Annotated in this window: 22 protein-coding genes; 6 read left to right on the forward strand and 16 right to left on the reverse strand. The window is 70.5% G+C overall.

Features of this window, described 5'->3' with window-relative positions; all coding sequences use genetic code 11:
* Positions 1–2 precede the first annotated feature (2 nt).
* Complete coding sequence (locus ABCU91_RS14130) at positions 3–1,877, forward strand: ABC transporter ATP-binding protein (RefSeq protein WP_413354190.1); 1,875 nt, start codon at positions 3–5, stop codon at positions 1,875–1,877.
* A 71-nt stretch (positions 1,878–1,948) separates the two neighbouring features.
* Here ABCU91_RS14130 and ABCU91_RS14135 read toward each other — a convergent pair whose 3' ends face one another.
* On the reverse strand, positions 1,949–3,850 hold the full coding sequence (locus tag ABCU91_RS14135) for a phosphoenolpyruvate carboxykinase (GTP) (RefSeq protein ID WP_413354191.1): 1,902 nt from the start codon (positions 3,848–3,850) through the stop codon (positions 1,949–1,951).
* Between the two features lie 110 nt (positions 3,851–3,960).
* Here ABCU91_RS14135 and ABCU91_RS14140 point away from each other — a divergent pair, with 110 nt between their 5' ends.
* From ABCU91_RS14140 to efeB, 4 genes are all read left to right on the forward strand, one after another.
* Positions 3,961–5,394, forward strand: a complete 1,434-nt coding sequence (locus ABCU91_RS14140; RefSeq protein WP_413354193.1) for a helix-turn-helix domain-containing protein — start codon at positions 3,961–3,963, stop codon at positions 5,392–5,394.
* Positions 5,395–5,546: 152 nt separating this feature from the next.
* On the forward strand, positions 5,547–6,497 hold the full coding sequence (gene efeU, locus ABCU91_RS14145; protein ID WP_413354194.1) for an iron uptake transporter permease EfeU: 951 nt from the start codon (positions 5,547–5,549) through the stop codon (positions 6,495–6,497).
* Positions 6,494–7,732, forward strand: coding sequence for an iron uptake system protein EfeO (gene efeO / locus ABCU91_RS14150; protein WP_413354196.1), 1,239 nt, complete (start codon positions 6,494–6,496; stop codon positions 7,730–7,732). Before efeU ends, efeO begins: the two co-directional genes overlap by 4 nt.
* Positions 7,729–9,033 (forward strand): iron uptake transporter deferrochelatase/peroxidase subunit, encoded by a 1,305-nt coding sequence (gene efeB / locus ABCU91_RS14155; RefSeq protein ID WP_413354197.1) that lies wholly within the window; start codon positions 7,729–7,731, stop codon positions 9,031–9,033. Before efeO ends, efeB begins: the two co-directional genes overlap by 4 nt.
* A gap of 120 nt (positions 9,034–9,153) precedes the next feature.
* Here efeB and ABCU91_RS14160 read toward each other — a convergent pair whose 3' ends face one another.
* The 11 genes from ABCU91_RS14160 to ABCU91_RS14210 all read right to left on the reverse strand — a co-directional run bounded on the left by ABCU91_RS14160 (position 9,154) and on the right by ABCU91_RS14210 (position 14,740).
* A complete protein-coding gene (locus tag ABCU91_RS14160) occupies positions 9,154–9,330 on the reverse strand; it encodes a CsbD family protein (protein ID WP_091356164.1) in 177 nt (58 codons plus the stop codon).
* A 61-nt stretch (positions 9,331–9,391) separates the two neighbouring features.
* Positions 9,392–10,006: a hypothetical protein gene (locus tag ABCU91_RS14165; RefSeq protein WP_133400267.1), complete on the reverse strand. Its 615-nt coding sequence runs from the start codon at positions 10,004–10,006 to the stop codon at positions 9,392–9,394.
* Positions 10,003–10,587: a DUF6286 domain-containing protein gene (locus tag ABCU91_RS14170; RefSeq protein WP_413354198.1), complete on the reverse strand. Its 585-nt coding sequence runs from the start codon at positions 10,585–10,587 to the stop codon at positions 10,003–10,005. The genes ABCU91_RS14165 and ABCU91_RS14170 overlap by 4 nt, the downstream gene beginning before the upstream one ends.
* A complete protein-coding gene (locus ABCU91_RS14175) occupies positions 10,584–10,979 on the reverse strand; it encodes a hypothetical protein (protein WP_091356174.1) in 396 nt (131 codons plus the stop codon). The genes ABCU91_RS14170 and ABCU91_RS14175 overlap by 4 nt, the downstream gene beginning before the upstream one ends.
* Complete coding sequence (locus tag ABCU91_RS14180) at positions 10,979–11,167, reverse strand: DUF2273 domain-containing protein (protein WP_413354199.1); 189 nt, start codon at positions 11,165–11,167, stop codon at positions 10,979–10,981. Before ABCU91_RS14180 ends, ABCU91_RS14175 begins: the two co-directional genes overlap by 1 nt.
* Positions 11,164–11,637 carry an Asp23/Gls24 family envelope stress response protein gene (locus ABCU91_RS14185; RefSeq protein WP_406923538.1) on the reverse strand — a complete coding sequence of 158 codons (474 nt, stop codon included), beginning with the start codon at positions 11,635–11,637 and terminating at the stop codon, positions 11,164–11,166. The genes ABCU91_RS14180 and ABCU91_RS14185 overlap by 4 nt, the downstream gene beginning before the upstream one ends.
* Positions 11,638–11,775: 138 nt before the next feature.
* Positions 11,776–12,126 (reverse strand): hypothetical protein, encoded by a 351-nt coding sequence (locus tag ABCU91_RS14190; protein ID WP_413354200.1) that lies wholly within the window; start codon positions 12,124–12,126, stop codon positions 11,776–11,778.
* A gap of 4 nt (positions 12,127–12,130) precedes the next feature.
* Positions 12,131–12,709 carry an Asp23/Gls24 family envelope stress response protein gene (locus tag ABCU91_RS14195; RefSeq protein ID WP_413354201.1) on the reverse strand — a complete coding sequence of 193 codons (579 nt, stop codon included), beginning with the start codon at positions 12,707–12,709 and terminating at the stop codon, positions 12,131–12,133.
* Positions 12,706–13,257 (reverse strand): RNA polymerase sigma factor, encoded by a 552-nt coding sequence (locus ABCU91_RS14200; protein WP_133400272.1) that lies wholly within the window; start codon positions 13,255–13,257, stop codon positions 12,706–12,708. The genes ABCU91_RS14195 and ABCU91_RS14200 overlap by 4 nt, the downstream gene beginning before the upstream one ends.
* A 102-nt stretch (positions 13,258–13,359) precedes the next feature.
* The gene (locus tag ABCU91_RS14205) at positions 13,360–14,385 is read right to left on the reverse strand and encodes a winged helix DNA-binding domain-containing protein (RefSeq protein ID WP_413354202.1); all 1,026 of its coding nucleotides are present in this window, start codon (positions 14,383–14,385) and stop codon (positions 13,360–13,362) included.
* 13 nt (positions 14,386–14,398) lie between these two features.
* Positions 14,399–14,740 (reverse strand): DUF6054 family protein, encoded by a 342-nt coding sequence (locus tag ABCU91_RS14210; RefSeq protein WP_413354204.1) that lies wholly within the window; start codon positions 14,738–14,740, stop codon positions 14,399–14,401.
* A 160-nt stretch (positions 14,741–14,900) separates the two neighbouring features.
* Here ABCU91_RS14210 and ABCU91_RS14215 point away from each other — a divergent pair, with 160 nt between their 5' ends.
* Complete coding sequence (locus ABCU91_RS14215; RefSeq protein WP_413354205.1) at positions 14,901–16,559, forward strand: thiamine pyrophosphate-binding protein; 1,659 nt, start codon at positions 14,901–14,903, stop codon at positions 16,557–16,559.
* A 192-nt stretch (positions 16,560–16,751) separates the two neighbouring features.
* Here the strand turns inward: ABCU91_RS14215 and ABCU91_RS14220 are convergent, their stop codons facing one another.
* From ABCU91_RS14220 to ABCU91_RS14235, 4 genes are all read right to left on the reverse strand, one after another.
* Complete coding sequence (locus ABCU91_RS14220; RefSeq protein WP_413354206.1) at positions 16,752–16,988, reverse strand: PLDc N-terminal domain-containing protein; 237 nt, start codon at positions 16,986–16,988, stop codon at positions 16,752–16,754.
* 102 nt (positions 16,989–17,090) lie between these two features.
* A complete protein-coding gene (locus ABCU91_RS14225; protein WP_413354207.1) occupies positions 17,091–17,696 on the reverse strand; it encodes a DUF1349 domain-containing protein in 606 nt (201 codons plus the stop codon).
* Positions 17,697–17,783: 87 nt separating this feature from the next.
* Positions 17,784–19,664 carry an FAD-dependent monooxygenase gene (locus tag ABCU91_RS14230; protein ID WP_413354208.1) on the reverse strand — a complete coding sequence of 627 codons (1,881 nt, stop codon included), beginning with the start codon at positions 19,662–19,664 and terminating at the stop codon, positions 17,784–17,786.
* Between the two features lie 15 nt (positions 19,665–19,679).
* Entirely contained in the window at positions 19,680–21,062 is a 1,383-nt protein-coding gene (locus ABCU91_RS14235; protein WP_413354209.1) for an MFS transporter, read from the reverse strand.
* Positions 21,063–21,160 lie beyond the last annotated feature (98 nt).

Raw genomic sequence — 21,160 nt, forward strand, 5'->3', positions numbered from 1 at the left:
GGATGTCCACGCCCCGCCGCGGTCTGCGCCGCCCCTCGAAGGACGACGGCCCCCGGGCCAGCCTCCGCCAGCTCCTGCCCTTCCTCCTCGAGCACAAGCGCGTCCTCGTCGTGGTCGGCGTCCTCAGCGTGCTCGAAGCGGCCGCGACCCTCGTGCAGCCGCTCCTGGTGGGCGACGTCATCGGCCGCGTGCAGGCGGGTCAGGCCCTCGGCATCCTCGTCTGGGTCCTGGTCGGACTCGTCGTGGTGTCCTCCCTCGTCGGCGGGTTCCAGCACTACCTGCTGCAGCGCACCGGCACCGCCGTCGTCTATTCGAGCCGTCGCCGCCTCATCGCGAAGCTCCTGCGCCTGCCGGTGCAGGAGTACGACGCGCGCCGCACCGGCGATCTCGTCTCACGAGTGGGCACCGACACGACGCTCCTCTACGCCGTCCTCACGCAGGGCTTCGCCGACTCGATCGGCAACGCCCTGATCTTCGTCGGCGCGATCATCGCGATGCTCGTGATCGACCCCGTCCTGCTCCTGCTGATCGTGGTCGTGATCGGCGCGTCGGCGGCGGTCGTCGGCATCCTGAGCGGGCGGATCCGTCGAGCCACATCCGTGCAGCAGGAGAAGGTGGGGGCGCTCGCCTCGGGCGTGGAACGAGCGATCGGCTCGATCCGCACCATCCGCGCGTCCGGTGCGGAGTCGCGCGAGCAGGACGCGATCTCGGCGACGGCGAGCGAGGCGTACGACGCGGGCGTGAAGGTCGCGAAGGCCTCCGCGATCGTCGTGCCGGTGGCCGGTATCGCGCTCCAGGTGTCGCTGCTCGTCGTGCTCGGCGTCGGCGGGTTCCGCGTGGCATCCGGCGCGATCGAGATCGCTCAGCTCGTCGTCTTCGTGATGTTCCTGTTCTTCCTCGTGCAGCCGCTGGCATCGTTCTTCGGCGCGATCACCTCGGTGAACCAGGCGCTCGGCGCGCTGGGCCGCATCCAGGAGGTCCTCGATCTGCCCGACGAGACGGCCGAGGATGCCGCGATTGCCACATCCGCGGCGGCGGCGGAGTCCGACTCCCCGGCCGCGATCGAGTTCCGCGACGTGCACTTCTCGTACCCCGACGCGGTCGTCCGCGCCCGCCGGAACGCGCAGGACGAAGCGCTCAAGACCCTCGCCGACGCTCGGGCCCCGCTCCCCGAGGACGCCGAGCCCGAACCCGAGGCGACCGTGCTCCGCGGCGTCTCGTTCCGGGTGCCCCGCGGCTCGCGCGTGGCGCTCGTCGGTCCCTCGGGCGCGGGGAAGTCGACGACTCTCGCGCTCATCGAGCGCTTCTACGACCCGACCTCGGGCGCCGTTCTCGTCGACGGCGTCGACGCACGTGCGCTCGACCGACTGTCGCTGCGCGCGCGCCTGGGCTACGTCGAGCAGGATGCCCCGACCCTGGCCGGAACGATCGCCGACAACCTGCGCCTCGCCTCGCCGAACGCGTCCGACGCGGACTGCGAGCGCGTGCTCGAGGCCGTGAACCTCACCGAGGTGCTCGAACGGTCGCCGCTGCGCCTGCAGGCTCCCGTCGGCGAGGCGGGGGTCATGCTCTCGGGCGGTGAACGTCAGCGTCTCGCGATCGCGCGCGCCCTGCTGGCCGCTCCCCCGATCCTCCTGCTCGACGAGTCGACGTCGTCGCTCGACGGCCTCAACGAGCAGCGCATGCGCGAGGCGATCGACGCCGTCGCCGCGGGGCGTACGCTCGTCGTCATCGCCCACCGGCTGTCGACCGTCGTCGACAGCGACCTCATCGTCGTCCTCGACCACGGCCGCGTCGTCGGTCAGGGCACGCACGACGAGCTGATCCGCGACGTCCCGCTCTACCGCGACCTCGCCGCCCGTCAGCTGCTCGTCTGACGCGAAACGTCGCAGATGGTCGCCTTCCGCGAGGAAAGACGACCATCTGCGACGTCTCGGCGTGCGGAGGGTCAGGCCTCCTGCTGCGCGCGCTGCAGGCGGTAGCGCAGGGCGGCGAGCTCGGCGTAGAGGGCCGGCGGGACCTTGCCGCCGAACGTCCGGTAGAACTCCTCGGTGAGGTCGGCCTCGGCGAGCCAGGATGCCGGGTCCACCGCGAACAGCTCATCGAGATCCGCCTGCGGCACGTCGATCCCCGCGAGGTTGAGATCGTCGGTCTTCGGCAGGCGCCCGACGGGGCTGTCGACGGCGCCGACGGACCCGTCGATGCGGCGGATGATCCAGTCGATGACGCGGGCGTTGTCGCCGAAGCCCGGCCACAGGAACCGACCGTCCGAGCCCTTGCGGAACCAGTTGACCTGGAAGATGCGCGGAGCCCGGTCGAAGCGCAGCTTCTGACCGACCTTCAGCCAGTGGCCGAAGTAGTCCGCCATGTTGTAGCCGCAGAAGGGCAGCATGGCGAACGGGTCGCGGCGCAGTTCGCCCACGAGTCCCTCGGCGGCGGCGGTGCGCTCGGACGAGATGTTCGAGCCCATGAAGACGCCGTGGGTCCAGTCCGTGGCTTCGACGACCAGCGGCACGTTGGTGGCGCGGCGCCCGCCGAACAGGATCGCGTCGAGCGGCACGCCCTCGGGTGCATCCCAGTCGTCGGCGATCTGCGGGCACTGCCCCGCGCTGACGGTGAAGCGGGAGTTGGGGTGGGCGGCGGGACGACCGGATGCCGGGGTCCAGGGCTTACCCTCCCAGTCGGTGAGCTCGGCGGGCGCCTCGTCGGTGAGGCCCTCCCACCACACGTCGCCGTCGGGGCGGAGCGCGACGTTCGTGAAGATCGTGTTGCCCCAGAGGGTGTCGACCGCCGTCACGTTCGTCGATTCGCCCGTCCCCGGCGCGACGCCGAAGAAGCCGGCCTCCGGGTTGATCGCCCAGAGGCGACCGTCCTCCCCCGGGCGGAGCCAGGCGATGTCGTCGCCGAGCGTCTCGACCCGCCAGCCGGGGATCGTCGGGCGGAGCATGGCGAGGTTCGTCTTGCCGCAGGCCGAGGGGAAGGCGGCGGCGACGTGGTACGTCTTGCCTGCCGGGTCGATGACGCGGATGAGCAGCATGTGCTCGGCGAGCCAGCCCTCGTCGCGGCCGATGACCGAGGCGATGCGCAGCGCGAAGCACTTCTTGGCGAGGATCGCGTTGCCGCCGTAGCCGGAGCCGAACGACCAGACCTCGAGCGTCTCGGGGAAGTGGACGATGTACTTCTCGTCGTTGCAGGGCCAGGCCTCGTCCTGCTGTCCGGGGGCGAGCGGCGCTCCCACCGAGTGCACGGTCTTGACCCAGGGCTTGCCGTCGGCGATCTGCTGCAGCACCTCGGCGCCGACGCGCGTCATGATGCCGATGGAGGTGACGGCGTAGGCGCTGTCGGTCACCTGGACGCCGATGTGCGAGAGCGGGCCGCCGACGGCGCCCATCGAGAACGGCACGACGTACATCGTGCGACCGCGCATGCTGCCTTCGAACAGCGGGGTGATCGTCGCGCGGATCTCGTCGGGCGCGATCCAGTTGTTCGTGGGACCGGCATCCTCTTCACGCTCCGAGGCGATGAACGTACGACCCTCGGTGCGGGCGACGTCGCTCGGGTGCGAGCGCGCCAGGTAGGAACCGGGACGCCACTCGGGGTTGAGCTTGATGAGTTTGCCCTCGTCGACCTGCTGGCGCAGCAGGGCGTCGTTCTCGGCGGCCGAGCCGTCGACCCAGTGGATGCGGGCGGGCTGCGTGAGCTCCGCGATCTCGTCGACCCAGGCGTGGAGGGCGGCCATGGCATCGCCGGCGGCGCGGGGACGGATGCCGGTGGGCGCCGTCGTCCCATGGGCGACGATCGGCGTCGAGCCGGTGCGGGTGGGGCGGGTGAACAGGTCTGCGATGGCCATTCGGCGCTCCTCGGTCGGGGTGGACGTGTTTCCACTGTGCGCGTCGTTCGACCAGTTTTTCGCGACTTGGCGGCGTCAAGAATCGGTTTTCTTTCGCTAACATCAAGATCATGGTCACGCCCCTCCAGCTCTCGACCCTCGGTCACCGCATCCGCCACCAGCGGACCGCCCACGGGTACACGCTCGACGAATTGGGGGCGATCGTCGGCATCGCCGGGAGCCAGCTCAGCCTCATCGAGAACGGCAAGCGGGAGCCGAAGCTCTCCGTCCTCCAGGCGATCGCCGCCGCAACGGGGACCGATGTCGCCGACCTCCTCTCCACCGAGCCGCCGAACCGCCGTGCCGCGTTGGAGCTCGATCTCGAGCGCGCGCAGCGGAGCCCCGTCTTCCGCCGCCTCGGCGTGCCGCCCGTACGGGTCACCAAGACGATGTCGGATGAGACAATCGAGGGGATCCTCGCCCTCCACCGCGAGCTCGAACGACGCGAGCGGGAGTCGATCGCGACGCCCGAAGAGGCTCGCCGTGCCAACACCGAGCTGCGCCTGCGCATGCGGGAGCAGGACAACTACCTGCCAGAGATCGAGAAGCTCGCCGAGAAGAAGCTGAAGGCCGCCGGCCACACCACCGGCGCCCTCACCCACCGGACGGTGAGCATCATGGCGGAGCAGCTCGGGTTCGAGCTGATCTACGCGAGCGACCTGCCGCACTCGGCGCGATCGGTCACCGACCTCGAGAACGGGCGGATCTACCTGCCCCCGGCATCCATTCCCGGCGGTCACGGCCTGCGCTCGATGGCCCTCCAGGCGATGGCGCACCGCCTGCTCGGACACACGCCCCCGACCGACTACGCGGACTTCCTGCAGCAGCGCCTGGAGATCAACTACTACGCGGCCTGCTGCCTCATGCCCGAGACGGCGTCGGTCGCTTTCCTGGCGCAGGCGAAGAAGGATCGGAACCTCGCCGTCGAGGACTTCCGCGATGCGTTCGGCGTCACGCACGAAGCCGCGGCGATGCGGATGACCAACCTCCTGACGCGGCATCTCGACATCTCGCTGCATTTCTTGCGCGTCGACGGCGCAGGCGCGATCAACCGCGTGTACGAGAACGACGGCCTCCCCCTGCCGATGGATGTGACCGGATCGGTCGAGGGCCAGATGGTGTGCCGGAAGTTCGCAGCGCGATCCGCCTTCGCCGAGCAGAACCGCACGACCGAGCACTACCAGTACACCGACACTCCCAGCGGAACGTTCTGGTGCTCCAGCCAGACCGGCACGACCGCAGACGGCGAGTTCTCGATCACAGTCGGGGTGCCGTTCGACGACGCACGGTGGTTCCGCGGGCGCGAGACGCAGAAGCGGGCCACCTCGACCTGCCCGGACGAAGCGTGCTGCCGGCGACCCGACACGTCGCTGACCGAGCGGTGGCAGGGCAAGGCATGGCCGAGCGCCCGCGTTCACATGCAGATGTTCTCGCCGCTTCCGAGCGGGATGTTCCCCGGCGTCGACGACGGCGAGGTCTACGCGTTCCTGGATCGACACGCCTGAGCATCGTGTTGAGCGCCACCGTGCAGCGGGTGTACGCTCACGCGAGTGAGGTTCGCCTAACCTAATCTGCGGCATCCTGCAGCAGGTCCGCGGACGGGCTGCGACGGGGCAGCGGGCACCGGCCTCACTCCCGAACACCCGAAGAGATACCCGTGCTCGCGTCGCTCCTCCCTCCCTTCCTCATCGGCCTCCGCGAAGGCCTCGAGGCCGCTCTCGTCGTCGGCATCCTCGTCGCCTACCTCGTCCGGATCGGACGCCGCGACGTCCTGCCGAAGCTCTGGGCCGGGGTCGGTCTCGCAGCGGCACTCGTGCTCGTCATCGGCGCGGTCCTCACCTTCGGCGCCTACGCGCTCACCTTCCAAGCCCAGGAGCTCCTCGGCGGGCTGCTGTCCCTGCTGGCGGTCGGAATGGTCACGTGGATGATCTTCTGGATGCAGCGGACCGCGCGGACGATGCGCTCCCACCTCGAGAGCGGCGTCGACCGCGCGCTCGCGATGGGCGGCTTCTGGGGGATCGTGCTCATCGGCTTCGTGTCCGTGGCGCGCGAAGGCATCGAGACGACACTGTTCCTCTGGTCGATGGTGCAGACCGCCGGCCAGGAGGGACCGGGCTGGCTCGGCGCCGTGCTCGGACTCGCCGTCGCCGTCGTCCTCGGGTGGCTGCTGGCCCGCGGGGCCGTGCGGCTCGACCTCCGACGGTTCTTCGCCTGGACCGGCGGGTTCCTCGTCATCGTCGCGGCCGGCGTCCTGGCCTACGCATTCCACGATCTGCAGGAAGCCGGCGTCCTCCCCGGGCCGTTCTCCGACGCGGCGACGATCGACGCAGCGACGGGGGCCGTCGGCGTGGGATGGGCCGGGTTCCCCTTCGGATGGGCGTTCGATGTCAGCGGGCAGATCCCTCCCGGCAGCGCGCTCGCCGCGATCCTGCAGGCGACCGTCGGCTTCATGCCCGAGATGACCTGGCTCCAGGTGATCGCCTGGGCCCTCTACCTCGCCGTCGTCGGCACCTTCTTCGTCCGCGGCCTGATCGGGCGCCCGCGCCAGGCTCCCGCCGCATCCACCGACACCATCGCATCCCGTCACGCATCCCTAGGAGCATCATGACCCGCCCCCGTCTCACGAAGGTGCACGCCGCCCTCGCCCTCGCCGCCGTCGGTGCACTCGTCCTCTCGGGATGCGTCGCGAAGTCCGAGGTCGCGAACGCGGATGCACTCACCGTCACCTCCACCGACTCGACGTGCGACGTCTCGGCCGCGTCGGCGCAGAGCGGGACGCTGACGTTCGCGGTGTCCAACACCGGCTCGCAGATCAGCGAGTTCTACCTCCTCGCCGAAGACGGGCTGCGCATCATCGGCGAGGTCGAGAACATCGCCCCCGGTGCCGAGCGCACGCTCACCGTCGTCGCGCAGCCGGGGCAGTACAAGACGCTCTGCAAGCCGGGCATGGTCGGCGAGGGAGTGGGACGAGCCGACTTCAGCGTGACAGGCGGGACGGTCGCCGCCACCGGCGACGACGCCGAGCAGAAGCAGAAGGCCGTCGACCTGTACGCGGCGTTCGTCAAGGACCAGGTCGAACAGCTCGTGCCCGCCGTCGACGCGTTCACGACGGCGTACGAGTCGGGCGAGGATGACGATGCCCGCGCGCAGTTCCCGAAGGTGCGCGCGTTCTATGAGCGCATCGAGCCGGTGGCCGAGTCCCTCGGCGACCTCGACCCGCGCATCGACTACCGCGAGGTGGATGCCGTCGCGGAAGGCCTCGACTGGACCGGCTTCCACCGGATCGAGAAGGACCTGTGGGTCCCGAAGAAGGATGCGCTGAACGCGGACGGCGAGACGCCGGCGTGGCAGGACTGGGCTCCGTCGACGACGAAGGAACGCGCCACGTACGGCGACAAGCTGATCGCGGACGTCGGCGAACTCAACGACTACGTGCACTCCGAGGCGTTCCAGAAGGCTCTCGACGCCCAGGGCGTCGCCGGCATCTCCAACGGGGCGATCGCGCTGCTCGACGAGGTGGCCACCGGGAAGATCAGCGGCGAGGAGGACTGGTGGTCGGGCACCGACCTGTCCGACTTCGCGGCGAACGTCGAAGGCTCCAAGATGGCGTTCTCCCTCGTGCAGGATTTCGCCGCGGCCGCAGGCTCGGACGGCAAGAAGCTCTCGACCGAGATCGCTCGTCGCTACGACGACCTGGACGCCGCACTCGCCGCCCACGGCTCCCTCGATGAGGGCTTCGTCGCCTACAAGACCCTCACCGAGGACGACAAGCGCGAATTCACCGACCTGATCAACGCTCTCGCCGAGCCCCTGTCCCGTCTCACCTCGACCGTGCTGCAATGAGCACCGAGGAATCGTCACCCGACGAGGCCGCTCGACCGTCGCTCAGCCGGCGCGGCCTGTTCAGCCTGGCCGCCGGGGTCGGCGCCGCGGGCCTCGCGCTCGGCGCGGGTGCGGGCTCGGCGGTCGGCGTCGCGGTCGGGCGCGAGCGTGCAGAGCAGGAGGGGGCGGCATCCGTCCACCCATTCTTCGGCACGCATCAGGCGGGCATCACGACACCGATGCAGGACCACCTGCACTTCGCCTCGTTCGACATGATGGAGGGCACGAGCCGGGATGACCTGCGGTCGCTCCTGGCCGACTGGAGCTACGCCGCAGCCCGGATGACGCAAGGGCTGCAGGTGAGCGCGACCGGCGCGGTCGGCGGGTCGCCCGAGGCGCCGCCGGACGACACCGGCGAGGCTCTCGGGCTGCCGGCATCCGGCCTCACCATCACGATCGGCTTCGGGCCCACCCTCTTCGAGACGGAGGACGGGAAGGACCGCTACGGAATCGCGTCGCAGCGACCGCGCGGTCTGGCGAAGCTTCCCGCCTTCCTCGGCGACGACCTCGCGCCCGACGCGTCGAACGGCGACCTCTGCATCCAAGCCTGCGCCGACGATCCGCAGGTCGCCGTGCACGCGGTCCGCAACCTGAGCCGGATCGCGTTCGGGCGTGCGCGCCTGCGGTGGTCGCAGCTGGGATTCGGCAAGACCTCGAAGACGACATCCGCGCAGGCGACACCCCGCAACCTCTTCGGGTTCAAGGACGGCACCGCGAACATCCTGGCCGACGACACCGCCGCGCTCGCCGACCACGTGTGGGTCGGCGCGAAGGACGATCCCGCCTGGCTCGCCGGCGGCTCGTACCTCGTCGCGCGGAAGGTCGCGATGCTCATCGAGACCTGGGACCGCGTGCGGCTCTCGGAGCAGCAGCGCATCATCGGCCGCGACAAATCAGAGGGCGCGCCGCTGTCGGGCGGGAAAGAGACGACGGCGCCCGATTTCCGCACGAAGGATGCCGCCGGCTCCCCCGCCATCGACCACGCCTCGCACGTGCGCCTCGCCCATCCGGACCTCAACGGCGGCATCCGCATCCTCCGGCGCGGGTACAACTACGTCGACGGCAACACCGGTCTCGGACGCCTCGATGCCGGCCTGTTCTTCCTGTCCTACCAGCGGAGCCCCGACCAGTTCGTCACGCTCCAGCGGGCCCTCTCGACCGACCTCATGAACGAGTACGTCCGGCACATCGCGTCCGGCACCTGGGTGATCCCGCCCGGCGCGAAGAGCGGATCGTTCGTGGGAGCGGGGTTGTTCGGCTGAGGACGACCTCGGTTCGACGTGTGCGCCCCGCCGGCGCGCGAAAGCGGGGAGCACGGTCCCCTCGTGCTCCCCGCCCTTTTCGCGCCGCCCCCCGTTGCCCGATGGCGCGAGTGGTGAAGATCAGTCCTTCTTGAAGGCGTCCTTCACGTTCTCGCCGGCCTTCTTCGCGTCGGCCTTGGTCTGGTCGGCCTTGCCCTCGGCAACGAGCTTGTCGTTGTCGGTGGCCTTGCCGATCGCTTCCTTCGCCTTGCCGGTGATGTCCTGAGCGGCGTTCTTGATCTTGTCGTCGAGTCCCATGAGGGTCTCCTTTCTGTGTGGTGGGTGGTGAACCGGCGCCTGGACCGGGGCTTGGGGCGGGTCAGCTGACCCGCGGTGCGTCGGTGGCGAGTCTGCTTCGCAGCCCGCCGTGGACGGAGATGTACGCAGCGGTTTCCGTGCCGGTCACAGCCGCCAGCCCGTCCATGACGCGGTCGACGTCGTCGACGAGGCTCCGGGGGTCGGCCCCCTGGCGAGCTGTCACGCTCACGTGGAGGACAGGCTCCTGCTTGACCGCGTGGGCCGTGACGGAGGCAGAGAGCACGCCGTCCTGACGGGCGAGCGAGTTCTTGACCGCGTCGGCGGCGAATCCCTCGGTGACGGTGACCCGGCCGAGTGGTGTCTGCGATCCGCTCGAACGCAGGACCGTGCGGGTGCGACGGCTGACGAGGGTGGTGAGGCTCGCGAACAGCACGCCCGCGATGACGATCGCGACGGCTGTCGCACCGATCACGGCCCAGCTGAGCGTGGTGCCGGCGATCGTCGTGGCGTCGCCGGCGGCACGGAGCCCGTCGACGACGGTCTTACCCGTCGTGGTCCACACGTCGGCCACGGCCGGGACGGCTGCTGCCGTTGCCGCCGCTCCCCCGCCGATCAGGAGGACGAGTCCGACGATCAGGAGCACGGTGCGGTTCAGCGCACGGTTCGTGTCGTTCATGCCACCTTCTCCTCTTCATCGGTGCGCTCGATGCGAACGCGGGTGCGGACGGGGCGCGCGAGCTTTAGCGAGGCGACCTCCGCCTCTGCGAACGACGCGACCTGGGACTTCTCGATCGGGATGCCTGCTCCCGGCCGGACGGAGACATCCACGCTCCGGTGGGCGACCCCGACGGTCACACGGTCGCGGGCGATCCCCGTCTCGTCGCTCACCCGCTGTGCCAGCGCCGAGGCGAGCACTCCGTTGTCGATGACGGCGACGCGGCCGCCGGCATCCACTTCGTGCTTGGACAGGCGCCCTGGCGAGATGGCCAGGATGACGAGCCAGAGGCCCACAGCCGCCACGACGACACCTCCGGCGACGCCGGCTGCCACGGGCGCGTTGCCCGGGAGCCCCGCCAGCCACTCCAGGGCGGTCATCGGCCGCACGAGCAGCGGAGTCTGGGACGCGAGGGCGAGGATCAGCTCGACCGCGACGTACAGGGCCAGCACGATCCCGACGAGGACGACGACGGCGAACGCGACGCTGCGCGGCGAGTGGGTCTCGCGGCGGACGACGCGACGCAGCACGGGGGTGGTCATCGCACACGCTTCCTTTCCGGCATCCGGGCACCGGTGATGGTGATGTCGACACGGGCGACATCGCGCCCGAGGAGATGAGTCAGTCGCTCGCGCAGCTGCTCCTGCATCTGCGCAGCGCGCTCGAGGACGGGGACGGTGCTGCGCACCGCGTCCGGGTCATCGAGGTCGGGGACGGGCAGGGGGCTCGAAACCTTGAGAGCCATGCCGTCCCGCCGATCGGCGACACCCACGGAGACCTCGCCCCGCGGGACGCCGATGACATCGGCGGACACCGCCCGCGCGACGCCGACGAGCACACGCTCGGCGACATCGGTACGGCCGGCGACGCCGGGGGCCGCGGCGGCGGGTCGCACGGACCCGCCGCCCGCCGTTCCGTCGGTGTCGGTACGCATCAGGAGGTGCGCCGTCCCGTGAAGGCGTCAGTGACGGCCCGGACGTCGAGCTTGCCCGACGCGATACGGCCGATCACGGCCCCGATGGCCATGAACAGGGCGGTGAGGAGGAATCCCCAGAACCCGAACACGAGACCGACGACGGCCAGGATGGCGCCGGTCAGAGCGCCGATGACAGTGGCACTCATGAGACGCGCGACTCCTCGTGCTCCTCGTCCTCGTCACCCGGGATGTGCACGTCGTCGACGGTCACGTTGACCTCGACGACCTCGAGTCCGACGAGGCGGGTGATGGCGCCGGCGACGGCGTCCCGGACCTGCGACGCGACCTGGTGAACGGGCGTCGGGTACTCGACGACGATCGTCAGATCGACGGCAGCCTGCGTCTCGCCGACCTCGACCTTCACGCCCTGGCCCAGGTCCGTCGCGTTGATCGCGTTGCGGATGGCACCGAGAGCACGGGCTCCGCCGCCACCCAAAGCGTGAACGCCGGGGATCTCACGTGCGGCGATACCGGCGACCTTGGCGACCACGCCATCGGCGATGACGGTCGTGCCGCTCGTCGCGGACGAGGTCTCCTCCGCGGTGGGGGAGGTGCGGTCGACGCGGCCGGTTCCGGTCACGGCGGGGGTGGTGGTCTTCGGGGTCTCGGTGGCCATGATGTCTCCTTTTTCTCGAACGATCTTGTCGACGCGGGTTCCGCGTCTCGGGCCGTTGCTTTCGGCCTCGTACATAAGAGGGACCGGCGTCCCGATTCGTCACAAAAAAGTTCGGAGAATCTCGAGGAGAGGTTCGGCCTAGTGGATCCGAGCGATCTGGATGCTGATCTGCGCGTCCTCCGGGGTGTTCGTCAGGAGTGCATCGGCGACGCGGCGGGCAGCAGCGGGCGTGTTGTCGTGCGAGGCTGTCGCGATCCGTGCGGCGACGAGCGGCGTCCCGTCCCGGACTGTCACCGCGATCTCCGCCATGCGGTCGTCGGCGGCTCCGGCGGCCGCCGCGATCAGCCCGGGGACGCGGCTGATGGCGGATCGGGGCGAGTAGACGTCGGTCACACCGTCGACGGCGCGGACGCGCGCGACGAGGTCGAGCTGGTCGGCCTGTCCGTCGGGGTTGTCCGCGGGGCGGTCGGTGGAGAGCGGTCCGGTCATGTGCTCACTCCTTCCCTTCTGTTCCGTGGAGCTCATCCACGGCGACGTTGACGGCGGTGATGTTCAGTTCGGTGTGCTCGGCGAGGACCCGGTAGACGAGGGTGCGCAGGGAACTCGTGAGTTCCGGGATGGACTTCCCCCAGGCGACGGATGCCGTGAGCTCGATGCGCACCGGAGCACCCGGGGTCTCGGCGTCGCCGACGATCTCGGTTCGGCCGAGGTAGATTCCGTCGAGTTCGTCGGCGCTCGATCGCACCAGGGAGCGGACGGCGCCCTCGGTGACCGTGATGGTGACGCGGGGGTCGGGGTGATGGATGGGGAAGCTGCGACCGGCGCGGAGCTCGGAGTGGATGACGGAGAGGATCCCTTCGAACCAGCTCTCGGGAGGGCGCGGCATCCGCTCGGCGTCATCCGCCAGCAGGTCGCGGGACAACTGGCCGACGCGCTCGAGCGCTTCGATCGCGTTCAGGCAGTCGGGGCACGACTCGATGTGGGGGTCGCGCGGCGTGCGACCCGCCTCGACGTACCTGCTGAGGTGCTCGATGGTGCGGCCGCAGTCGAGCGCGGAATCGTCGTCGGTCATCGCCATCCCTCCATCTCGATCGCGATGCTCGCCCGCGCGCGGGCGAGCACTCCCCGGACGGTGCTCTCGGTCATGGTCATCTCTTCTGCGATCTCGGCGTAGCTCAGTTCTGCGACTTCCCGCAGCAACCAGCATCGGCGTTGATCCTCCTTCAGTCGATCGAGCGCTCTCGACAGGGCTGCCAAGCGGTCGTTCTGGATGGCCGCCCGCTCCGGCTGCGCCTGCAACGACGCCGGGAGGATCGCCTCATCGAGCGGATCCTCCTTCGACCTGCGCGTGGCGACGGCGAGTGCCTCGCGGCCGGCGATGCGCATGAGCCACGACCGGAACGCCGCCGGGTCCCGGAGGGTCGGCAATTGCTTCCAGGCCGTGACGAACGCATCCTGCACGACGTCGTCCGTGTCAGCCATCGAGCCGACGATGCGGTAGACGTAGGCGCGGACCAGCGAGGAGTGACGCCGGAGCAACTCACCGAACGCCACCGCGTCGCCATCGATGGCCCGCTCGACGAGGATCCGGTCGGGAACATCGCGCGGAAGAGAGGGCATCATGCTCTCCCTTCGACGGGCCCGCCGGGATCGGCGCGCATGAGAGGACGGTAATCCGGCCGGAAGAGAGCGAGAACTTCTTGCGCAACGACGCCAGGATCGCTAAGCGAATCCGAAGAAGCCGCGAACCCGGGCGAGCGCCTCGCTGACTCCGGCATCCGATTCGGCGGGGAAGAGTGTCGCTTCCGGGATGCCGCGGCTGCCGGCAGCGAGCGACAGAGCCCACGTTCCGACGGCGACACCGTCGCGCAGGAGAACGGGACGCACCATCCCGTTGGCGGTGGGTCCGACCGTGAGCCGGTCGCCGGCGCCCATCCCGATCGACCGGTCGGCGTAGGAGAGGACGTACTCGTCGAAGGCGGGAAGGGCCACGGTCCCGACGAGGGATGCCCCTCCCGTGTCGGGCAGGGCGAGCAGCCCGTCGCCGAGCGCGATGAGCCGTTCCTCGGCCCGCTCGGCGGCGGCGCGGGCTGCACCCGCAGGCAGGCCGGCCCACCACGCGAAGTCGCTGCTCGACGCAGGCCCGTGCCCGCGGAGGTAGGCGATCAGGAGGTCCGTCGTCGGATCTTCCGAGGCGGCGCCGGGGGGAGGAAGGGCGACGAGGTACTGCTCCCGCGCGACGCCCTCCTCGCGCGGGACGACGGGGCCGAGGGCGAGGACGCCGCGGATCGACAGCGCGGTGAGGATGCGGCTGCCCGCCGTGACCGACCCGGCGATGCCGTCTCGCTGAAGCGCGTCGACGAACGCCGCTCTGGTCAGGGACCCTGCCGCGGCGAGCGCGGTCCGGAAGACGCGTTCGCCGCGATCGAGAAGCTCCGCGTCGATCCCGTACGCGCGCGCCTGCCGTTCGCCCGTGACGGCGAGGATGGTGCCGACGGCGGCCGGCTCGACGATGTGCAGGGTCCCGCGCTGCGTCCAGGCGCGCACGAGGCGTCCGTCGTCGAACGCCCGGTCGACCTCGCCGACGGTGACCTCGCCGGAGGTACGGATGCCGAGGGCCCACCGGCCCGCGGCGAAATCCTGCGCCTGCACCGCGAAAAGGCGGCCCGCGACGTCGGTGACGGTCGCCGCCGGCTCGGCGAGCAGGTGCGACCGGAGTCGCCGACTGCGGACCTCTGCGGCATCCATTCGTCGGCCCGCGTCAGGCCGTCGCGTACGGCTGGAGAGCGTCGACGACGGTGGCGGCGAAATCGGCGTTCGCGCCCCAGTCGAAGCGGAACAGTGCGCCCTCCCCGCCGCCCGAGCCGCGGAACACGACCTTCGACGGACCCGCCAGGTTCTCGAGGAGCACCGTCAGCGAGGCCCGACTGCTCGTGCGCATGTAGTACTTCTCGAAGATCAGCAGCGCGCTCTGATGCCCGGCATCCGTCGCCGTCGCGTGCTGTCCCACGCACTCGACCGTCATCCCCGACGACTGCACGTGGTCGAGGACGATCCGGGCAGCGTCGAACGGCGTGAGGCTGATCTCCATCGTCTGCAGCATGATCGCAGTGTGCCACGGCGCGCTCTTGCGCGTGCCTATACTTGTGGCGTCCGGGACCGCTCGAGGTCCTGGTGCTCGGAAAAGGGGCACGCAGCCACCCGCATCGTCGCGGAGCGCGAGACACATACGGCATCCGTCGTCATCGTCTCCAGGAGTTGTCATGCCCACCGTCGCCGCCCACGTCGCCGCCGCCCTCGCCTCGCACATCGATCACGTCTTCGGGGTGATGGGCAACGGCAACGCCCTCGTCCTCGACGCGCTCGAGCGTCGCGACGACGTGACCTTCACCGCAGTCCGCCACGAGGCGGGCGGGGTCGTCGCCGCCGACGCGCACTTCCGCGCCGGCGGCGGACTCGCCGCGGCGACATCGACGTACGGGGCGGGCTTCACCAACACGCTCACCGCGCTCGCCGAGGCCGCGCAGGCGCGCGTGCCGCTCGTGCTCGTCGTCGGCGACGAGCCGACCTCCGGCCCGCGGCCGTGGGACGTCGACCAGCTCTCGCTCGCGTCGGCCGTCGGAGTACGCACGTACACCGTCGGACGGACGGATGCCGCAGCCACGACGGTCATCGCAATCGAGCACGCACTGTCGTTCCGCATCCCCGTCGTCCTGGCGATCCCCTACGACGTCGGCGGGCGCGACGCGGGCGAGATCCCGGCGACGCCCGATCCCGTCCTGCCCGCGCCCCTCGCCCCGACCGGACCGCACGCGCTCGCGACGGTCACCGCTGTCGCCCGTGCGCTTGCGACGGCCGAGCGCCCCCTGCTGCTCGCCGGCCGCGGCGCGTGGACGGCGGGCGCCGGTGAGCAGCTCGGACGCCTCGCCGACGCGGTCGGGGCACTCACGGCATCCACCGCGCTCGGCCGTGGGGTGTTCCCGCGCAGCGAGTACGACCTGGGGGTCACCGGCGGATTCGGGGCGGAAGGCGCGATGGCCACGATCCGCGAGGCCGACGTCGTCGTGGTGTTCGGGGCGTCGCTCAATCAGTTCACGATGCGGTTCGGCGAGCTCTTCTCCCCGGGCGCCACGATCGCGCAGGTCGATGTGGCGGCCGCGGCGACGCATCCGCAGGTCGGCCGGTACCTGCGGGCGGATGCCGCCCTCGCGGCGCGCGCCCTCGCCGACGAGTTCGAGCAGCTCGCGGCGACGCCGTCGGGGTGGCGAGAGGCGGTGGACGTCGCGGGGCTCCGGACGTACGACGCCGGCGACGGTCTCGCGCCCGACGGGCGACTCGACCCCCGAAGCGCCGCTGCGGCGATCGCGGAGCTGCTGCCCGAGGACCGGGTCGTCGTCTCCGACGGCGGGCACTTCATCGGCTGGGCGAACATGTTCTGGCCAGTGGCCTCGCCCGACCGGATGATGATGATCGGCACGGCGTACCAGTCGATCGGCCTCGGCTTCCCGTCGGTGCCGGGTGCCGCTCGCGCACGGCCGGAGTCGACCATCGTCCTGACCACCGGCGACGGCGGCGGGCTGATGGCGATCGCCGACCTCGAGTCGGCCGTGCGCGTGGCGCGCGGACGCGGGCTCGCGGTGGTGTGGAACGACGGCGCGTACGGCGCCGAGGTCCACCTCTACGGCGTCATGGGCCTCGCCCGCGGGCCGATGGAGATCCCCGAGGTCGACTTCGCCGGCCTCGCGCGCGCCGTCGGCGCAGAGGGGGTCATCGTGCGGACGCTCGACGACCTGCAGGCGCTCGCGCGCTGGCGCGAGCTCCCCGCCGATGAGCGGCCGTTCCTCCTGCTCGACCTGAGGGTCTCCGGCGCCGTCCGCGCCCCGTACCAGGAGGAGATCCTGCAGGTGAACCTGCGGCGCTGAGGCGCCGGCAAGGCGTCTCGGTTCGTCGAGACGTCGCAGATGGTCGTTCAAACGCCGCACCGGCGACCATGTGCGACGTCTCGGCGGCGGCGTTGGGCGGCTACTGCGTTGATGCAGGCAGCGGAGGAGGCGGTTCGCCGAACCGAGCCAGCGCGGCGGAGTGCCGGTCCCTCGCCATGGGTGGTCGCCCGCTCACGCCTCGCGGCGCGGCATCCCTCCTCGTCGGCCCACTGCGAGCCACGCGAGGGGACCCGCAACCGGGACCAGCAGCACCACGAGCACCCACAACAGCGCCTGCGTCGACGTCAGCCGCCGAGCCGACCGCGTGAGCGAGACCAGGGCGACGATCGCCAGCACGGCCGCCATCAGAGCAACGACCGACCAGACGATGTCGTATCCGGCCGGCAGCAGGGGGTTCACGGTGTCCACACCCCGACCCTAGCGGCGCTCGACCCGACGCGAACGGCGCTCATTCCCGTCGGGTGGGTGCAGTTCGCGTCGGTTCGGCACGCCGAGACGTCGGGGCGGCGCTCAGTCGCCGCTGCGCAGGTCCGCGACGGTGCGGCGCTCGAACGCGATCTCGTCGAACGCGGCGCGGCATCCCTCGCCGGTCGGGCTCTGCACCTCGAAACCCACTTGCAGCCGGTCCGAGACACCCGGCAGCGTGAACGCGCGCACGAAGGTCCAGACGCCCCTGTCGTGGGCGTGGAACGCCAGGACGTTCCCCACCCGCGCGATCCGCAGCCGAGCCTCGGAAGAATCCAGGAGGAACGCGTTGGCATCGTCGGAGGTCCCCTTGGTCACGACCGAGACGACCATCGACTCGCCCGCCGGGGACCGCTCGACGCAGAGCTTGGCCCAGTTCGTGTCGTCGACCCACGCGAGGAGCACGCCGGCGTCGAACGTCGCATGATGCTCGGGACGCACCCGAGCGACGAGGGTGAAATCGCCCTCGGGGGGCGCGCCGAGGAGCGTGTTCGCGTTGAGCAGTGTCTCCGCAGCGACCCCGGTCGTCCCGCTGGGGTCGACGAAGAGGTCCGTGCCACCTGGGGCGGCCCCTTCGATGACCGTGCCGGTCAGCGTCCACCCGGACTCGTCGGCCGCGTGCAGTTCGAAGGGCAGGTCAGGAAGGCGCATGCCGCGTTTCTACCAGATCGAGACGTCGCAGATGGTCGGCGGGATGCCGCGAAAGCGACCATCTGCGACGGTTCGACGTGGTGGGACTCACCCGGCGGGACGGAAGGCGCCGGCCAGGAACTCGCCGAGCTCGGCGGTCGCGGTCAGCGGCAGGACGGCGGCGACGTACTGGTCGGGGCGGACGACGACGACCGCGCCGCGCGGCGAGATCCCGCGCTCGGCGAAGATGTCGGCATCCGTCCAGGTCGAGGGTCCGGTCGCGTAGACCTTCTCCCAGTCCATGAGCCCGAGCGGCCCCGAGTGCGGCCGGAACACGGCGGGCACGCCCGCCATCTCGACCTCCTCGTACCCCCGCGGATAGACGACCTTCGCGTCGAAGACGGCGTCGGCATCGGCGCCCGCCGGCGTGTGCCGGGAGATCGGACCGGATGCCGAGGCGAACCACTCCGCCCAGGCCGAGAGATCTTCGCCCGACTCATCGGCGAAGGCGTACACGCGCCACCGCCCGTCGGCCGTCGCGTGGTGGCCGAGGTGCACGACGTTGCCGTCCGCGACCCGGACGACCTCGGCCGACTTCAGTCGCTTGCCGAGGGGGAACCCCGTCGCGAGGTCCTGATGCTCAGCCCCTGCGACGATCGCCGAGGCCCCGTACTGCGTCATGAACCCTGACGGGAACTCGGCGGTCGCGAGGTAATAGGTCGCGAGGTCCTCGGGATCGGTGATCTCCTCGGGCTTACGCGCCATCAGCGACGACCACTCCTTGTCGAAGTCGATCAGCTGCTGCGCGACGGGTCGCCTTTCGGCGCCGTAGGTGGCAAGAAGGGATGCCGGGGCCAGCCCCGTCAGCACGTGACCGAGCTTCCACCCCAGGTTGAACCCGTCCTGCATCGAGACGTTCATGCCCTGCCCGGCCTTGGCGCTGTGGGTGTGGCAGGCGTCGCCGGTGAGGAAGACCCGCGGATCGCGATCGACGCCCTCGGGGACGTCGTCGAACCCGTCGGTGACGCGGTGCCCGACCTCGTAGACGCTGTGCCAGGCGACCTGCTTCACGTCGATCGTGTACGGGTGGAGGATCTCGTTCGCCCGGCGGACGACCTCCTCGATGGGCGTCTCGCGGACGCGGTGGTTGTCGTCCGCGGCGACCGCGCCGAGGTCGATGTACATGCGGCTGAGGTACCCGCCCTCGCGGGGGATGTGGAGGATGTTCCCCGCCGAGCTGTTGATGGCGCACTTGATGCGCCAGTCGGGGAAGTCGGTGTCGACGAGCACGTCCATGACGCCCCAGGCGTGCTTCGACGCGTCGCCGACGTGCACGCGACCGATCGCCCGGCGCACACCGCTCCGGGCGCCGTCGCATCCGACGACGTATCGCGCCCGGATGACGCGCTCCTCCCCCGCCCGCGGGCCGCCGACGTGGCGGACCGTGACGGCGACGGGAGCCGCGGCATCCTCGGGCACCTCCAGCCCGACGAACTCGACGCCGTAGTCGGGCACGATCCGTCCGGGGCCGTGTGCGGCGGCCTCGGCGAAGTAGTCGAGTACACGCGCCTGGTTGACGATGAGGTGCGGGAACTCACTGATTTTCAGGCCGTAGTCGTCCGTCCGCGACGTGCGCCGGATGCGGCTCGGATCGGCGGGGTCGGGGCCCCAGAAGTTCATGTAGCCGATGTTGTACGCCTCGGCGATGATCCGCTCCGCGAACCCGAACGCCTGGAACGTCTCCACCGACCGCGGCTGGATGCCGTCCGCCTGACCCAGTTCGAGCCGGCCGGTGCGCCGCTCGATGAGACGCGTCGAGACCTGCGGGAACTGCGACATCTGGGCGGCCAGCAGCATCCCCGCCGGGCCCGAGCCGACGATGAGCACGTCGGTCTCGTCGGGGAGCTCCGCGGGGCGGTCGACCCCGGTCCCGGCGGCGGGCAGGACCCGAGGGTCGCCTGAGACGTAGCCGTGGTGGTGGAACTGCATGGTTCTCCTCGAGCGTCAGGCGCGGGTGAGGCCGCGGACCGGGCTGACCGCCTGCTCCGCCTCGTGATCGGGGTCGAGCGGGATGCCGCTGCGATCGCGCAGCAGCAGTGTCGCCACAAGGCCGAGCACGGTCATGCCGGCCAGGTACCAGGTGACCGGGGTGGTCGAGCCGAAGGCGGCGACGAGCGCCGTTGCGATCGTCGGTGCGAACGCTCCGCCGAGGATCGCACCGATGGCGTACGAGATCGAGACGCCCGAGAAGCGGATCGACGCGGGGAACAGCTCGGCGTAGAGCGCGGCCTGGGGGCCGTACGTGAAGCCGAGGCCGATCGTGAGGATCGCGAGCCCCAGGAAGAGGACGAAGACGTTCCCTGTGTTGACCAGCGGGAAGAGCGTGAACACACCCACGAGCTGCATGATCCAGCCCGCGATGTACGTCGTGCGGCGCCCGATCCGGTCGGAGACGAAACCGGCGACGAGGGTCGAGAGCAGCCACGTGACCGCCGATCCCGTCACCGCCCAGAGCACCGGGGCGCGGTCCAAGCCGAGGGGACCCTCGGGGTTCGTGGCGTAGCCCTGGATGTACCCGCCGGTGGTCATGTAGCCGACGGCGTTGTTCCCGGCGAAGACGAAGGCGGCGATGATCACGAGCACCGCGTGCTTGCGGAACAGCTCGACGATCGGCATCCGACTGTGCTCCTTGCGCTCGGCGAGCTCGAGGAAGACGGGGCTCTCCTCCACGCGGCGACGGACGTACCAGCCGACGAGGATCAGGACGACGCTGAGCAGGAACGGCACGCGCCAGCCCCACTGGAGGAACTGCTCCCCCGGTGCGATCGCCGACATGAGCGCCATGACGCCCGAGGCGAGCAGGAGGCCGAGCGGCACGCCGATCTGCGGCGACGCGCCGAACGCGCCGCGGCGGGTCTTGGGGGCGTGCTCGACGGCCATGAGCACGGCGCCGCCCCACTCGCCGCCGGCCGAGATGCCCTGCAGGATGCGCAGGAGCACGAGGATGATGGGCGCGGCGAGGCCGATCGACTCGTAGCTCGGCAGCACGCCGATGAGCGCGGTGGCGATCCCCATGAGGATGAGCGTCCACATGAGCACGACCTTGCGACCGTACTTGTCGCCGAGGTGCCCGGCGAGGAATGCACCGAGGGGCCGGAAGAGGAAGCTCACCCCGACGGTCGCGAACCCGATGAGCACGCTGTCCTTGCCGAGCGGCGCGAAGAAGAGCTGGCCGAAGACGAGGCCGACCGCGGTGGCGTAGATGAAGAAGTCGTACCACTCCACGGTGGTCCCGACGACGGTGGCGAACACGACGCGCCGGCGGTCCGCGGCTGTCGCGATGGTCCCGGTGGGAGTGAACCCGTCACGGGCGGGGGAAGTGCTCATGCTGACTCCTGTGTCATCCGACGTCTTCGTCGATATCCGGTTGTCCGGGGCAGCACGATCATATACGATTTGAGATACGACGCAAGGGCGAAGGAGCT

Source organism: Microbacterium phoenicis (assembly GCF_047302325.1).
Taxonomy (GTDB): domain Bacteria; phylum Actinomycetota; class Actinomycetes; order Actinomycetales; family Microbacteriaceae; genus Microbacterium.

What these genes read in the sequence shown, in the direction of transcription:
- ABCU91_RS14195 (WP_413354201.1), bottom strand. Translation starts at nt 12,709, where the DNA reads ATGACCGACGACGATTCCGCGCTCGACTGCGGCCGCACCATCGAGCAC.
- ABCU91_RS14140 (WP_413354193.1), top strand. Translation starts at nt 3,961, where the DNA reads ATGGTCACGCCCCTCCAGCTCTCGACCCTCGGTCACCGCATCCGCCAC.
- ABCU91_RS14130 (WP_413354190.1), top strand. Translation starts at nt 3, where the DNA reads ATGTCCACGCCCCGCCGCGGTCTGCGCCGCCCCTCGAAGGACGACGGC.
- ABCU91_RS14160 (WP_091356164.1), bottom strand. Translation starts at nt 9,330, where the DNA reads ATGGGACTCGACGACAAGATCAAGAACGCCGCTCAGGACATCACCGGC.
- ABCU91_RS14225 (WP_413354207.1), bottom strand. Translation starts at nt 17,696, where the DNA reads ATGCGCCTTCCTGACCTGCCCTTCGAACTGCACGCGGCCGACGAGTCC.
- ABCU91_RS14135 (WP_413354191.1), bottom strand. Translation starts at nt 3,850, where the DNA reads ATGGCCATCGCAGACCTGTTCACCCGCCCCACCCGCACCGGCTCGACG.
- ABCU91_RS14165 (WP_133400267.1), bottom strand. Translation starts at nt 10,006, where the DNA reads ATGAACGACACGAACCGTGCGCTGAACCGCACCGTGCTCCTGATCGTC.
- ABCU91_RS14235 (WP_413354209.1), bottom strand. Translation starts at nt 21,062, where the DNA reads ATGAGCACTTCCCCCGCCCGTGACGGGTTCACTCCCACCGGGACCATC.
- ABCU91_RS14185 (WP_406923538.1), bottom strand. Translation starts at nt 11,637, where the DNA reads ATGGCCACCGAGACCCCGAAGACCACCACCCCCGCCGTGACCGGAACC.
- ABCU91_RS14170 (WP_413354198.1), bottom strand. Translation starts at nt 10,587, where the DNA reads ATGACCACCCCCGTGCTGCGTCGCGTCGTCCGCCGCGAGACCCACTCG.
- ABCU91_RS14175 (WP_091356174.1), bottom strand. Translation starts at nt 10,979, where the DNA reads ATGCGTACCGACACCGACGGAACGGCGGGCGGCGGGTCCGTGCGACCC.
- ABCU91_RS14190 (WP_413354200.1), bottom strand. Translation starts at nt 12,126, where the DNA reads ATGACCGGACCGCTCTCCACCGACCGCCCCGCGGACAACCCCGACGGA.
- ABCU91_RS14180 (WP_413354199.1), bottom strand. Translation starts at nt 11,167, where the DNA reads ATGAGTGCCACTGTCATCGGCGCTCTGACCGGCGCCATCCTGGCCGTC.
- efeO (WP_413354196.1), top strand. Translation starts at nt 6,494, where the DNA reads ATGACCCGCCCCCGTCTCACGAAGGTGCACGCCGCCCTCGCCCTCGCC.
- ABCU91_RS14200 (WP_133400272.1), bottom strand. Translation starts at nt 13,257, where the DNA reads ATGCCCTCTCTTCCGCGCGATGTTCCCGACCGGATCCTCGTCGAGCGG.
- ABCU91_RS14210 (WP_413354204.1), bottom strand. Translation starts at nt 14,740, where the DNA reads ATGCTGCAGACGATGGAGATCAGCCTCACGCCGTTCGACGCTGCCCGG.
- efeB (WP_413354197.1), top strand. Translation starts at nt 7,729, where the DNA reads ATGAGCACCGAGGAATCGTCACCCGACGAGGCCGCTCGACCGTCGCTC.
- ABCU91_RS14215 (WP_413354205.1), top strand. Translation starts at nt 14,901, where the DNA reads ATGCCCACCGTCGCCGCCCACGTCGCCGCCGCCCTCGCCTCGCACATC.
- ABCU91_RS14205 (WP_413354202.1), bottom strand. Translation starts at nt 14,385, where the DNA reads ATGGATGCCGCAGAGGTCCGCAGTCGGCGACTCCGGTCGCACCTGCTC.
- ABCU91_RS14230 (WP_413354208.1), bottom strand. Translation starts at nt 19,664, where the DNA reads ATGCAGTTCCACCACCACGGCTACGTCTCAGGCGACCCTCGGGTCCTG.